At 47.1% G+C, this 13,691-nt stretch carries 13 protein-coding genes; 9 read left to right on the top strand and 4 right to left on the bottom strand.

The window, feature by feature from the left end; genetic code table 11:
- Positions 1–93 precede the first annotated feature (93 nt).
- Positions 94–1,926, bottom strand: coding sequence for an ABC transporter ATP-binding protein (locus HHL16_RS06055; protein ID WP_169424233.1), 1,833 nt, complete (start codon positions 1,924–1,926; stop codon positions 94–96).
- Between the two features lie 64 nt (positions 1,927–1,990).
- Between HHL16_RS06055 and rbfA the strand changes: the two genes are divergently transcribed.
- The 3 genes from rbfA to HHL16_RS06070 are packed head-to-tail and all read left to right on the top strand — an operon-like array spanning position 1,991 to position 4,156.
- Complete coding sequence (rbfA, locus tag HHL16_RS06060) at positions 1,991–2,362, top strand: 30S ribosome-binding factor RbfA (RefSeq protein ID WP_169424234.1); 372 nt, start codon at positions 1,991–1,993, stop codon at positions 2,360–2,362.
- Between the two features lie 32 nt (positions 2,363–2,394).
- Positions 2,395–3,621 (top strand): FtsX-like permease family protein, encoded by a 1,227-nt coding sequence (locus tag HHL16_RS25300; protein ID WP_169424235.1) that lies wholly within the window; start codon positions 2,395–2,397, stop codon positions 3,619–3,621.
- A gap of 25 nt (positions 3,622–3,646) precedes the next feature.
- Positions 3,647–4,156: a hypothetical protein gene (locus HHL16_RS06070; protein ID WP_169424236.1), complete on the top strand. Its 510-nt coding sequence runs from the start codon at positions 3,647–3,649 to the stop codon at positions 4,154–4,156.
- 49 nt (positions 4,157–4,205) lie between these two features.
- Here the strand turns inward: HHL16_RS06070 and HHL16_RS06075 are convergent, their stop codons facing one another.
- A complete protein-coding gene (locus HHL16_RS06075; protein WP_169424237.1) occupies positions 4,206–5,045 on the bottom strand; it encodes a transketolase in 840 nt (279 codons plus the stop codon).
- Between the two features lie 249 nt (positions 5,046–5,294).
- Here HHL16_RS06075 and HHL16_RS06080 point away from each other — a divergent pair, with 249 nt between their 5' ends.
- From HHL16_RS06080 to HHL16_RS06105, 6 genes are all read left to right on the top strand, one after another.
- Positions 5,295–6,428: an MraY family glycosyltransferase gene (locus tag HHL16_RS06080; RefSeq protein ID WP_169424238.1), complete on the top strand. Its 1,134-nt coding sequence runs from the start codon at positions 5,295–5,297 to the stop codon at positions 6,426–6,428.
- 139 nt (positions 6,429–6,567) lie between these two features.
- Positions 6,568–7,137, top strand: a complete 570-nt coding sequence (frr, locus tag HHL16_RS06085; protein ID WP_169424239.1) for a ribosome recycling factor — start codon at positions 6,568–6,570, stop codon at positions 7,135–7,137.
- 129 nt (positions 7,138–7,266) lie between these two features.
- The gene (locus tag HHL16_RS06090; protein ID WP_169424240.1) at positions 7,267–8,016 is read left to right on the top strand and encodes a PPK2 family polyphosphate kinase; all 750 of its coding nucleotides are present in this window, start codon (positions 7,267–7,269) and stop codon (positions 8,014–8,016) included.
- A 105-nt stretch (positions 8,017–8,121) separates the two neighbouring features.
- Complete coding sequence (gene mscL, locus HHL16_RS06095) at positions 8,122–8,493, top strand: large conductance mechanosensitive channel protein MscL (RefSeq protein WP_169424241.1); 372 nt, start codon at positions 8,122–8,124, stop codon at positions 8,491–8,493.
- 21 nt (positions 8,494–8,514) lie between these two features.
- On the top strand, positions 8,515–9,564 hold the full coding sequence (locus HHL16_RS06100; protein WP_169424242.1) for a DUF3078 domain-containing protein: 1,050 nt from the start codon (positions 8,515–8,517) through the stop codon (positions 9,562–9,564).
- 132 nt (positions 9,565–9,696) lie between these two features.
- On the top strand, positions 9,697–10,803 hold the full coding sequence (locus HHL16_RS06105) for a segregation/condensation protein A (protein WP_240965862.1): 1,107 nt from the start codon (positions 9,697–9,699) through the stop codon (positions 10,801–10,803).
- 48 nt (positions 10,804–10,851) lie between these two features.
- Here HHL16_RS06105 and HHL16_RS06110 read toward each other — a convergent pair whose 3' ends face one another.
- Positions 10,852–11,487: a murein L,D-transpeptidase catalytic domain-containing protein gene (locus HHL16_RS06110; protein ID WP_169424243.1), complete on the bottom strand. Its 636-nt coding sequence runs from the start codon at positions 11,485–11,487 to the stop codon at positions 10,852–10,854.
- A gap of 86 nt (positions 11,488–11,573) precedes the next feature.
- A complete protein-coding gene (gene dxs / locus HHL16_RS06115; protein ID WP_169424244.1) occupies positions 11,574–13,502 on the bottom strand; it encodes a 1-deoxy-D-xylulose-5-phosphate synthase in 1,929 nt (642 codons plus the stop codon).
- Positions 13,503–13,691: the final 189 nt, after the last annotated feature.

Here is a 13,691-nt window from a genome sequence, read left to right on the forward strand (position 1 = left end):
AGGGCTCGAATTCATGAATCAGGTCGTGCTATCATAAAATTGAAAGGGCCGGCTTCAACAAGCCAGCCCTTTCAATTTTATGATAACCTTCGATTATTTCACTTCCTGCATCTTCACCAGCTTGTTGTAGAAGCCTTCGAGTGCAATCAGCTGATCGTGTGTGCCACGTTCAACGATCTTTCCACGCTGCAGTACAATGATCTCATCTGCGTGGCGGATAGTGCTGAGCCTGTGTGCGATCACGATGCTGGTTCTGTTGGCCATCATTTTGTTGATGGCATCCTGCACCAGTCTTTCGCTTTCAGTATCGAGCGAAGAAGTGGCTTCGTCGAGAATGAGTATCGGCGGATTTTTCAGTACAGCTCTTGCGATGGTAAGCCTTTGCCTTTCACCACCACTGAGTTTGCTGCCGCGGTCGCCGATATTGGTTTGATAGTTCTCGTCTTTCTTCATGATGAAGTCATGTGCATTGGCGATGCGCGCCGCATGCTCGATCTCATCGATGGTAGCCACCGGATTACCCAGGGCAATATTGCTGGCGATGGTATCATTGAAGAGGATAGGCTCCTGCGTTACGATACCGATCTGGTCTCTGAGTGAGAGCAGAGAAATGTCTTTGATATTTACACCATCGATCAGCAGTTCGCCGCTGCTCACATCGTGGAAGCGTGGTACCAGATCGGCAAGCGTAGACTTACCGGCGCCGGATGATCCAACCAATGCAATGGTTTTTCCTTTTTCGATGGTGAGATTGATATCGTCGAGAATGGTTACATCTTCATACTTGAAGCTTACATTCCTGAATTCGATGCTGTTGTTGAAGGTCTGCATCGTAACAGGGTTTGCTGCTTCTTCCACCACAACCGGGGCTTTCAGGATCTCTTCCACACGTGCAATGGCTGCGCTTCCGCGTTGTGCATTGTAGAAGGCAGTGGAAAGCGATTTTGCCGGGTTGATGATCTGCGTAAAGAAAACGATGTAAGTGATGAATGCACCCGGCGCGAGTACAGAAGGATTTGCTTCAGTACCATTCAGTACAAGCTGACCACCGAACCAAAGAATAGCACTCAATATCACAATGCCGAGGAACTCGGATAAAGGAGAAGCGAGATCGCGGCGGAAAGCCATCTTTACGCGAAGCGAATGCAGGTTGTTGCTGGTTTTTAGAAAACGGCTGCCCAGGATTTTTTCTGCGTTGAACGATTTCACTACGCGGAGACCGGTAATGGTTTCGTCGAGTATCGACAACAAGATGCCCTGCTCTTCCTGTGCTGCGCCGGATTGTTTTTTCAGCTTGCGGCTAACACGACCGATAATGAAACCGGTAGCTGGCAGCAGTATCAGCAGGAACAAGCTCAGTGCGGGACTAAGAAACACCAGTGCAAACAGAATGATGATGATATTGAGCGGATCGCGGATCAGCCCTTCGAGCGTACTCATGATGCTCCACTCGATCTCATTGAGATCATTGCTCATGCGGCTCATGATATCGCCTTTGCGCTGCTCGGTAAAGAAGCCGATAGGAAGCTTGAGTATTTTAGTGTAGAGGTCTTCTCTGAACTGCGTCATTACATTGTTGCGGAGAGGGATCATCATGCGCAACGCCATATAGATACAGAGGTTCTTCAGCAGAATGGAAACGATCAGCGTGATGCAGATCGCTGCCAGCGCCCATACTTTATTGTGCTCTTTGATGATCTCTGCCAGGCCATATCTCAGGTATTCCATCAGGCTGGATGAGCTGAAGCTCAGTACCGGTTTGGCTATAGGCTGCATGGGCGGCTCGAATATCATTTGCAGAAACGGTGCCAGCAAACCCAGAGAAATGAGGGAGAATATGATAGATAACAGGGTAAACAGCAGGTACAGGAAGATTTTTCCTTTCTGGTTCTTCAGGTAAGAGAGAATCGTTGAAAATCGCTTCATGGAACTTAAATATAGATAAACAGCGCAAAGTAACTAATTTTACAACGATTAATCAGTTAAAGAGATGCAAGAAGGTAAAAGACAAAAACAGATAGCCGGCCTCCTGAATGAGGAGCTGAACGATATTTTCCAAAGACTGGGCCTCAGCATGCTCGACGGGGGAATGGTGTCCATTTCAGGCGTAAAAATCACCCCCGATCTGCTGGAAGCCCGGATCTACCTGAGTTTCTTTCAGGTGAAGGATGCCGCCGCCGCCCTCAAAAAAGTGGAAGACAGAAGCTGGGAAATCAAAAAAGAACTCACCGCCCGCGTAGCAAAACAGCTCCGCAGGATGCCCGAACTGAGATTTTATACCGACGATACCCTCGATCACGTATTCAAAATGGAGGATCTTTTCCGCCAGATCAAGAAAGACGAGGAAGGATCTGCCCAGTAATTCCGGCTTTTACCTCACATAAACCCTTTGATGTGAATTTTCTCTTCGCCTGGCGCTACTTCAAAGCAAAGAAATCTACCAATGCCATCAATGTGATTGCGTGGGTGAGCATGATTGCCATCATGTGCATCACGTTCGCTTTTATTGTGGTGCTGAGTGTATTCAACGGTTTTGAAGGATTGGTGAAATCGCTGTATTCATCATTCTACACCGATATACGCATTTCGCCGGTTAAGGGAAAACTGATCAACCTCAGCGAGGCACAACTGCAACAGTTCCGCAGTAACCCGGCCATTGCGCATTTCTCCCTGCTGGCAGAAGAGAAGGCATTGCTGCTGAACGGCGATGTGCAGGTGATTGCAGACATCAAAGGAGTGGATGAACATTATCCCGAAGTATCCGGCGTTCCGCAGAAAATGTTCCGTGGAAGCTTCAATACCGGCAGCACCGATTATCCCAATCTGATACTCGGCAATGGCGTTGAAAATGCATTGGGACTCGAAGCTGATAAGAATATCTATCCGCTTACGGTGTATATTTTCAAACGCGGAGCGGCAGTGAATACGAACGATCCCTATCAATCTGCTTCAGCTGCGAATATCAATACAGCAGGTACATTTCTGATTCAGGCAGATATCGACAACAAGTATGCGCTCACCAATCTCAGTTTCATGAAAACCATGATGGGACTGAAAGAGGATGAGTACAGCGCTGTAGAAATTGCACTGAAAGAAAATGCCAAACCCGACGATGTGCAACGCGCCCTGCGTAGCATGTTAGGCAGCAACTACAAAGTAGAAACGAAATACGAACAGAACCAAAGCCTCTACAGTGTTATGACGATGGAGAAATGGGCCACTTACGGCATTCTCACGCTGATGCTGATTGTAGCGGCATTCACCATGATCGGTGGATTGACCATGCTGGTACTGGAAAAACAAAAAGATATCCAGGCGCTGAAAGCGATGGGAGCTGATAACGGTCTGGTACAAAAAATTTTCCTGAGTGAAGGCATACTGCTGGCCGGCATCGGAGCCGGAGCGGGCATTGTGCTGGCGCTGATCTTCTGCTGGATGCAGGTGAAGTTTCACCTGATACCGCTCGAAGGAGGAACATTTCTGATCGATTATTACCCTGTGCAGATAATGCCTGCAGATTTTATTTTGATACTGGTTACAGTGGTGCTGGTGGCGGTACTGGCTTCGTGGTTCCCTTCCCGTAAGGCGGCATTGCAGCCGATAGAGTTGAAGACTTCCTGATTGCTCAACCCCTAAATACGCAACCTTGAACCTGATTCCTTACACAAGCTTCCGGCTCAAAACGGAACTGTCTGCACAACAGATCGAAGAAAAACTTACAGCTGCCACAGGCGATCTCGATAATCTTGGAACGTTGGATCACCTTGCTGCGAATACTTTCAATACAAGCTTCGGCGATCATGAATTTCTGCTGAAAAAAACGCCGCCAAACAGGTGGAAGACTACGCCAGTTGGCAGGGTGAAAATAACGGAAACGTCTGCTTATACAGTTTTGCAGATAAACATTCGCAACTCCTGGCTGAGTATCATTCTTAATCTGTTGTTTCTTGGATATTTCTTATACCAGATCGTTAAGCTGGTAATTGGAATAGCCACGGAACCTTCATTAGGATGGGCGGCCTTTGCAGTTGCATTTTTCTTTATAGTTTTTGTGGGCCTGGCTTTCCTGATTTCCGAATCCCTGTTTGCGTTATATGTGCAGGATTACCGGAGGTTTCTCGAAAAAGAGATACAGGCAAAGAAGCTTATCTCATAAAAAATCCCGGCTGGATGGCCGGGATCGTATTGATTTAAGATGATCTTTCTTAGTAATCGCCGAGTGTTTCGGGCAATTGAGCGAGGGCTTTGGCCAGTTGCTCGTCGTTGGGAGCAATGCCATGCCATTCGTGGCTGCCCTGCATGAAGTCTACACCTGCGCCCATGGCGGTTTTCATCAGCACAACAATTGGTTTGCCTTTTCCTACGAAGGTTTTGGCTTTTTCCAGTGCTGCTACCACTTCGTCTACATCGTTTCCTTTATCGAGGTGAACTACTTCCCATCCGAAGGCGTCGAATTTGGCGCCGAGGTCTCCGAGTTTCATTACTTTATCGGTAGGTCCGTCGATCTGTTGTCCATTCCAGTCTACAGTTGCAATGAAATTGTCCACTTTCTTGGCCCCTGCGAACATGATGGCTTCCCAGTTCTGGCCTTCGTCCAACTCACCGTCACCACAAAGCGAAAACACTACATTGCTTTCTCCGTTGAGTTTTTTGGTGAGGGCTGCGCCGATGGCAACGCTCATTCCCTGGCCCAATGAGCCGGAGGCGATGCGAACGCCGGGGAGATGTTCGTGCGTTGTGGGGTGACCCTGCAGGCGGGAATTGAGTTTGCGGAAGGTGGCCAGTTCTTTGATATCGAAATACCCGGATCTGGCCAGGGTTGAATAGAAAACCGGGCTAATGTGTCCGTTAGACAGGATAAAGACATCTTCATTTGGGGCATCCATCTGAAAAGGTGTGGGGTTGTGCTTCATTACTTTAAAATATAACGCTGTAAAGTAATCTGTACAACCAAGTGAACCACCGGGGTGGCCGCTTGCGGCACCATGAACCATTCTGACAATATCCCTGCGGATCTGAGAAGCGATGTCTTTTAATGCTGGCATAATCGGTCTTTAAAAATATGGAAGGCAAAACTACAAGAAATTGTAGACCAAGTGATGAACTCTATTAAACTTTTCTTTACTTTTGAATTCCAAATTGCCCGCCTTAAACAATAAAGTTGCCTGAATTGAAGTTCAATATAGCGAATGTGCTGTATTTGTGACTCCGGCACTAAATTTGCCCCTACCGGCCAGATTAGCAGCACGTAGATATTAAACAGACAAATATTTAGGAAACCAAAACCAGGGCTGATGTTTGATGTATTACTTTCGATAGCTATTTCATTTACCGTCACCTTTCTAGCTATCCCTGTAATTATTACAGTGGCCGAGAGAAAAAAGTTGTACGATATTCCTGATGAAAGGAAGATCCATGAAGTACCTATTCCATCCCTTGGGGGATTGGGTATTTTTGCAGGCTTTGTTCTCGCCTGTCTTGTGGCCATGCAATTTCAGAAGTCAACAGAAATGCAGTACTTCCTCGCTGCAGCTTTTGTGATCTTCTTCCTCGGATTAAAAGACGACATTCTCGTTATATCTCCCATCAAGAAATTTATCGGTCAGGTACTGGCTGCATTCCTCATCATATATAAAGGAGGTGTTCAGATCACCAGCATGCATGGATTCCTGGGAATTCATGAACTGCCCGAATCTTTCAGCCTGCTCCTTACGTATTTTACTGTGATCGTGATCATCAATTCGTTCAATCTGATCGATGGTATCGATGGGCTGGCGGGCAGTCTGGGACTGATGACGTCCATTATTTTCGGATTCTATTTCCTGCAAAATAACCTGATCGGCTATGCGATCCTTGCCTTTGCACTCGCGGGCAGTGTGGCTGCATTCCTGATCTTCAATTTTCAACCGGCCAAAGTATTCATGGGCGATACCGGCTCCTTATTGTTGGGGCTGATCACTTCCATACTGGCCATCAAATTCATCGATGCGGCCAATGCTACCGATGTGGCCTATCCGCTGGCAGCATCTCCAGCACTGGCATTCACTATTCTGATGATCCCGCTGCTGGATACATTAAGAGTATTTGCCATCCGTATCGTAAATCGTCGCTCCCCCTTCAGTCCCGATAGAAACCATATCCACCACATGCTTCTGGACAGAGGCCTCAGCCACAGGAATATTGCCCTTGGCCTGGTTGCTGTTAACCTGCTGTTTGTGGTACTGGCCTATAGCCTCCGTAATGTAGGATGCACCTGGATCATCCTCGGCGTAATCGGATTTTTCTTTTCCGGTATCGCCGCACTTTATTACACAAGACCCCAACCGCGCCTTTTCGTTGCCAGATCTGTTGAAAGAGAAGGAAAAGAGAAAGGCACCACTAAAATTGTCCCCCTTACCAAGGATACCATCTTAGAACACAAAAATTGAGTCCCTTCACATAAATCTCAAGGGTCTTTTACGTTCTTCTGAATTGTAAAAGACCCTGATTTATTAAATTCCTGTCCCAATCTTTGTGCAATTTTTCCGATTTGACGTAGGTTTGCAAAGCACTTAATTCATTTTAATTATGTCAGACGAGTTAAATATTGATGTTATCATCGATCAGGCGCAGGAAGCCATGGAAAAGGCTATTAACCACCTCGAAGCCGAATTGATCAAAGTACGTGCAGGAAAGGCTAACCCAAATCTGGTAGACGGCTTGGTAGTTGACTATTACGGAACCCCCACGCTGATCAGCCAGGTAGGTAACGTAACCGTAGCAGATGCAAGAACACTGTCCATTCAGCCCTGGGAAAGAAATATGCTGCAACCGATCGAGCGCGCTATCATCAACGCCAATATCGGCGTTACTCCTCAGAACGATGGCGTAATCATCCGTCTCTTTATGCCGCCACTCACCGAAGAGCGTCGTAAAGAACTGGTGAAACGTGCACAGGGCGAAGGCGAACATTCAAAAGTGGCCATCCGCAATATCCGCCGCGATGCCATCGAGAAGATCAAAAAGCTTCAAAAGAACGGCCTCAGCGAAGACGTGAGCAAAGACGCAGAGAAAAATGTGCAGGATACCACCGACAAATTCATTGCCCTGGTGGAGAAACACCTCGCGGCAAAAGAAAAAGAAATCATGACTGTTTAAGTACAGCACTGCAATATTGCTGAAGGCTGTCTCCCGGAGACAGCCTTCTTTTTTTCAAACAGCCCTTCAACAAAAAGGGACATTCCTGTTCGGAAAAAATGCTATACCTTAAATCAATTAAATGCAGGTATGGGAAAAATTACACTATCCTCCATCAGTACACGCGCACCGAAAGAACTGGATAAGCAGGAAACGAAAGCCAAAACAGAAGCGATTCTCCAGAAACTGGATGATCTGCAGAACCTGCTCTACGCCGAATCGAAACATTCCATTCTGATTGTAATTCAGGGTATGGATGCCAGTGGAAAGGATGGCGTTATCCGCAATGTATTCGGAAAACTCAATCCGCAGGGAGTAACCGTGCGGTCTTTCAAAGTGCCCACTGCAGAAGAGCTGTCGCACGATTTTCTCTGGCGCATTCATCACGCAGCACCCGCCAAAGGCGTGATCCAGATCTTCAACCGTTCGCATTACGAAGATGTATTGGTTACACGCGTACACAACCTGATCGATGATGCTACTGCAAAGAAACGCATGAAGGCCATCAACGACTTTGAACAGCTGCTTGCCGAACACAACAGCACACAGATACTGAAATTCTACCTGCATATCTCACCCGAAGAGCAGCAGGAGCGCCTCAACGAACGCATTGAAGACCCCGCCAAACAATGGAAATACAATGCCCAGGATTTCGAGGAAGCCAAAAAATGGAATACATACATGAAAGCATATGAAGATGCTTTCGAACACTGCGATAATATCCCCTGGACCATCGTACCAGCCGATCAGAACTGGTACAAAGAACACGTAATCGCATCAACGCTCCTGAAAACCTTGCAGGGGCTGAACATGAAATACCCCGGACTGAAGAAAGATTAATCGTCTAACGGAAATCCACATCGTGGAAATCAATATATGGCTGGCAATTATATATTATATAGTTTTGCCATGGTTTTTATTCATTCAAACTAAAACCTCATCAATATGGGAATGCTTAAAGACTTTAAAGAGTTTGCACTGAAAGGAAATGTAGTTGATCTTGCTGTTGCAGTGATCATCGGTGGTGCATTTGGTGCTATCGTTTCATCACTCGTTGATGATGTGATCACTCCATTGTTGCTGAATCCTGCACTGAAAGCGGCTAACGCTGAAAACATCGATTCGCTTTCATGGGGTGCCGTGAAATACGGAAAGTTCCTTTCTGCTGTGATCAAGTTCCTGATCATTGCATTTATTCTGTTCCTGATTGTTCGTTTCATGAAGAAACTCATGAAAGAGAAACCCGCCGCACCTGCCGGCCCTACACCTACAGAGCAATTGCTCACAGAGATCAGAGATGAGCTGAAGAAAAAGTAACCTAACTATTATTTATATTTTATGATGCGAAAAATCTTGCTCTTTTGCGCATGCACTTTGTCATTGTATAGCCTCAAGGCTCAGACGCCCAGCGTAAAAGAAATGAAAGCCGCTACCGAAAAACCTGTTGCTATCGATACTGCGCATAAAGCCGGATGGAGAAAAGGCGGACTCTTCTCTCTCAACTTCGGCCAGGGCAGCAGCAAGAACTGGGCTGCCGGTGCGGAAAAATTCTCTTTCACAGTTGCCAGTACCATGAACCTCTTCGCCAATTACCGCGATGGAAAATTCTACTGGAACAATACACTCGATCTCGGATATGCCATTGTGAATACCACCTCATTGGGTAGCCGCAAAACAGATGATAAGATCGACTATTTCGGAAAAGTAGGGCATGATCTCACAAAAACACTCAGTCTGTCAGGCGTTGTGAACTTCCGTTCACAATTCACCGACGGGTTCGATTATACCTATCTCGGGAAGGATACTTACAAACGAAAAACATCGAGTTTCTTTGCTCCTGCCTACCTGATCGTGGCGCCGGGTCTCGACTGGCACCCTGTTCCATATTTCAGTCTCTTCGTTTCTCCGATCTCTGCCCGTATGGTGTTCGTAACAAACCCATGGAGCTACTACTTCCCTGATGGTGTTATTCCTCCCGGAGATGGCGGTGGTTTTGAAAAACCCCTCGCTACCCTCTACGGAGTAGACCCTAATCAGAAAGTTAGAACCGAGCTCGGTGGATTCGCCTCCGCCAACTTCGTAAAAGAAGTGGTGAAGAATGTGACCTTCAAAAGCCGTCTCGATCTGTACTCCAACTACCTGAGCACCTACCGCTATACTCCCATTGGTACCCGCCAGGTGCTCAAGGAGAAGCTCAAAGCCAAGCCACAGAACATAGACGTATTCTGGACCAACCTCATTTCCATGAAAGTGAATAAGTTCCTGAATGTTACGTATAATTTCGATCTGATATACGACGATGATGTGCGTCAATTCGGCCCGGATAACAAATCTGCCGGAACGCAGCTCAGATCACTGCTGAGTGTGGGTTTTTCAGCTAAATTCTAAGCAGGATATTTCATACATTTGTCGCCTGCCATCCCCGCAAAGGTGGCAGGCGGCTTTATTTCCGGGCATTTCAATCAGTGTGTGAATCTTGAGAAACTAGTTGAAAATCCGGTAAGTATCCAAAAAAACAGCATGCTAAATCAGTCTCAGTACCAGATCAAATTGCCTCAGTTCGAGGGGCCTTTCGACCTCCTTCTCTTCTTTATCGAGCGGGATGAGCTGGACATTTACAATATTCCCATTACCGAGATCATCAAAGAGTTCCTCGGATACATCCACGCACAGGAGAAACTGAACATAGAGCTGAGCAGCGAGTTCATCCTCTTTGTGAGCACCCTTATGCGTATCAAAGCAAAAATGCTGCTTCCCCGGAAGGAGCTCGATGCACAGGGTAATGAGATCGATCCCCGTCAGGAACTGGTAGATAAAGTTCTTGAATACAAACGCTACAAAGAAGCTGCCGTTCAGATGGCCGAACTGGAAGCAACACGTATGCTGATGGTTCGCCGTGGTAACCTCGCTAAGGAAATGTCTACCATCGGTGAAGATTCCGGTGAGGGAACCGAGATCCAATCTATCACACTCTTCAAGCTGATGAAGACCTTCGAGCGTGTGATGAAACGCCTCGAGCAGCGCAACAACAAACCTGTTCACACTGTGGTGCGCTACAACTACACCATGGAAGAAAGCCGTGAACATATGGTGTCTACGCTGCGCAGAGAAAAGACTGTGCCGTTTGAAAAAATCTTCGACAAGGCCAATGACCGCATCCAGGCGATCTTCTTATTTCTGAGCATGCTCGAACTGGTGCAGCTGAAATACCTCACCATCATGGTGGGCGAAGGCAGAAACAACTTTATCATCGAATACAATGAGGATAGAGAAGATGATGAGTTTGGTTTGGATATCAATGCTGCTGTGAATGCCTCCGGTATTGCAGCAGAGAAGACTTTGAGTGACGATGAGGATGCGTTTATGGCTGAAGCTTTGAGCAGTGAAGAAGAGGAAGAATTTGTAGAAGAAGAAAGTGGTGATGAAATTGTAAGCGAAGGGGCAAATGCCGATGCAGAGGAAGAAGAAAGTGAAGATGGAGAAGATGACGACGACGAAGAAGAAGAAGATGATGATGAAAGTGAAGAGGAGGACGAAGATGATGAAGACGACGACGATGAAGACGAAGAAGATGAGGACGAAGAAGATGAGGATAATGATGAAGAAGACACCGCTAAGAAAAACTAATTTTGAACATATTCAAGCCTGAGCACCACGCTCAGGCTTTTTCTTTTCCTACTCATAGATCTGCAGCAGCACCGGCTTCTCCGAACTATCCAGAATGCCTGCGAGCTTTTTCAAAAATGGTTTGGACACTGTAGGGCATCCATCACTCTGGCAAATTGGATAAGGATCTACTTCGGTATTCGGAACGCATCCATGCGAATGCAGCACAACAAACCTCTTGAACGCATTGCTGTTGGTATTGTCCAATCCGAACAACTTATAGGCAAGTCCGAATCTGCCCTGATAGGGGTTTCCGATCTTGTACTTCCCAAGCGATGTACAACCGCATCCCGGCTCATTTCCATACTTCCTTCCGTTCAGCCATCTTTCATTGCAGCGCCCGTGTGTAACCAGGCTGGCATCTAATACAGAATCGCGCTTCATATCATAAATGAAGAATCGGTTTTTGCCCGATTCGATTTTCATATCTATGAGAAAACAAATGCTTGTATTGCACTGGTTGGCTTTGGCGTAGGCAAGTAATCCATCTGCCTTTGAATGGAGTTCCTTAATGAGCGTGGAATTCACAGAACGGGCTACATTCCTTTTGGACGGTGTAGCCTTCATTTTGTAATAGTACCAGCCTGCGCTGGCCAGTACAAACGTGAGTATCAGGGCGAGGCTGATCAGCAAAGCTTTCTTCATGATATGGGTTTGATGGGGCAGCGGATTACTGCCAGCGGCTTTGATGCAGCTGTGAGGAGCACTCCATAAAAATTACAACGTGAGGATTACAATTTAACATTTGTAAGAACCTGCTCGCCCACCATCGTCCGTACCGCTGCTGCAATGCCTGTTGCATCATAGCCGCATTCGCGGTAAAGCTCTTTGAGGCTGCCGTGCTCAACAATTCTGTCGGGGATGCCCAGCATCTTCACATCAGCCTTGTAGTTATGGGCTGCCATGAATTCGAGGATCGCGCTTCCGAATCCACCTACAATTGTTCCGTCTTCAACAGTTACAATTTTGTTGTACCTGCCGAATACTTCGTGCAGCAGTTCTTCATCGATCGGTTTCACAAAACGAATGTCGTAATGTGCAGGATCGATGCCTTCTGTGCGAAGTTCGCGGATGGCTGTGGTGGCAAAATTGCCGGGATGGCCGAAGCTCAGAATGGCGATGTCTTTTCCATCTTTCAGCTTTCTTCCTTTGCCGATGGTGATTTCCTCGAATGGTGTTCTCCATTCGGGCATAACACCTTCGCCACGTGGATAGCGGATGGAGAAAGGAGTCTGGTTCTTTTCGAGCTGAGCCGTGTACATGAGGTTGCGGAGTTCGCTCTCGTTCATTGGAGCGCTCACCACCATATTGGGGATGCAACGGAAATACGCGATGTCGTAAGCACCATGGTGTGTTGGTCCGTCTTCTCCTACCAGTCCACCTCTGTCTAAGCAGAAGATCACCGGAAGGTTCTGGATCGCTACATCATGGATCACCTGATCATACGCGCGTTGCATGAAAGAAGAATAGATATTGCAGAACACGCGCATGCCCTGTGTGGCCATACCGGCGCTGAGGGTTACTGCATGCTGCTCGCAGATGCCTACATCGAAAGCGCGGTGCGGCATTTTCTCCATCATAAATTTGAGAGAGCTGCCTGAAGGCATTGCGGGTGTGATACCAAGGATCTTATCGTTCTGTTCTGCCAGTTCGATGATGGAATGGCCGAATACATCCTGATACTTGGGTGGCTGCGGAACTTCAAAACTCTTCTTGTAGATCTCTCCGGTGATCTTATCGAAAAGACCGGGTGCATGCCAGCGGGTCTGGTCTTTCTCTGCGAGTGAATAACCTTTTCCTTTTACTGTTACAATGTGCAGCAGTTTGGGACCGGGGATATTCTTCAGATCGTGAAGGGTATCTGTGAGCTTTGAAATATTATGTCCGTCGATAGGTCCGAAATAGCGGAGCTTGAGCGCTTCGAAGAGATTGCTGTTCTTGTTGAGGAATCCTTTGATGCTGTGATCGAGCTTGCTGGCCATTTCGCGTGTGAAGTTCTTTCCTACGGGAAGTTTGCCGAGCGCTTTCCAGATATCGTCTTTGAATTTGTTGTAGGTCTGTGAAGTGGAGATATCGGTGAGATATTCCTTGAGCGCGCCCACATTGGGGTCGATGCTCATGCAGTTGTCGTTGAGAATGATCAGTACATCAGCATCGGCAACACCTGCATGGTTCATGCCTTCGAAGGCAAGGCCTGCAGTGAGTGCGCCATCGCCGATCACGGCAACTGCTTTTCTGTTCTCTCCTTTGTACTTCGCGGCCATTGCCATGCCGAGTGCACCGGAGATGGAAGTAGAAGAGTGCCCTACGCCGAAAGTATCGTACTCGCTTTCGTGACGGTTGGGAAATCCGCTGAGACCATGGTATTTTCTGTTGGTAGGAAATGCATCGCGGCGACCGGTGAGTATCTTATGTCCGTACGCCTGATGGCCTACATCCCATACCAGCTGATCGTATGGCGTATTGTAAATGTAATGCAGTGCTACAGAAAGTTCCACTACCCCAAGGCTGGCAGCAAAATGCCCGCCATGCACACTCACCACATCGATGATGTACTGGCGCAGTTCGTCACAAACCTGGTGCAATTGTTCCCGGCTCAGTTGTTTGAGATCGGCGGGAGAATTGATCATGCTGAGTAGTGGGCCTGGGGCAATGTTCATTCCTTACTGTTTAATGGTCAAAAATACGGTGAATTTTCCAGCTTTGCCCCATTCTGTGGCGGGGTTTTCCGCTGGGATTTTCATACAGGAAACTTTAACAGATTCTGTCGTTTTTCTAGACAAATACCCTACATTGACATGCCGATAAGCTAGTTATTCGGCCATATATCCCAAATAGACGGGGTTGCA

The organism is Pseudoflavitalea sp. G-6-1-2 (assembly GCF_012927185.1).
Classification (GTDB): Bacteria; Bacteroidota; Bacteroidia; order Chitinophagales; family Chitinophagaceae; genus Pseudobacter.

Excerpts from the sequence above, each read along its gene's own strand:
- HHL16_RS06100 (WP_169424242.1), top strand. The coding sequence starts at position 8,515 with ATGATGCGAAAAATCTTGCTCTTTTGCGCATGCACTTTGTCATTGTAT.
- frr (WP_169424239.1), top strand. The coding sequence starts at position 6,568 with ATGTCAGACGAGTTAAATATTGATGTTATCATCGATCAGGCGCAGGAA.
- HHL16_RS06110 (WP_169424243.1), bottom strand. The coding sequence starts at position 11,487 with ATGAAGAAAGCTTTGCTGATCAGCCTCGCCCTGATACTCACGTTTGTA.
- rbfA (WP_169424234.1), top strand. The coding sequence starts at position 1,991 with ATGCAAGAAGGTAAAAGACAAAAACAGATAGCCGGCCTCCTGAATGAG.
- HHL16_RS06090 (WP_169424240.1), top strand. The coding sequence starts at position 7,267 with ATGGGAAAAATTACACTATCCTCCATCAGTACACGCGCACCGAAAGAA.
- mscL (WP_169424241.1), top strand. The coding sequence starts at position 8,122 with ATGGGAATGCTTAAAGACTTTAAAGAGTTTGCACTGAAAGGAAATGTA.
- HHL16_RS06105 (WP_240965862.1), top strand. The coding sequence starts at position 9,697 with ATGCTAAATCAGTCTCAGTACCAGATCAAATTGCCTCAGTTCGAGGGG.
- dxs (WP_169424244.1), bottom strand. The coding sequence starts at position 13,502 with ATGAACATTGCCCCAGGCCCACTACTCAGCATGATCAATTCTCCCGCC.
- HHL16_RS06080 (WP_169424238.1), top strand. The coding sequence starts at position 5,295 with ATGTTTGATGTATTACTTTCGATAGCTATTTCATTTACCGTCACCTTT.
- HHL16_RS06075 (WP_169424237.1), bottom strand. The coding sequence starts at position 5,045 with ATGCCAGCATTAAAAGACATCGCTTCTCAGATCCGCAGGGATATTGTC.
- HHL16_RS06055 (WP_169424233.1), bottom strand. The coding sequence starts at position 1,926 with ATGAAGCGATTTTCAACGATTCTCTCTTACCTGAAGAACCAGAAAGGA.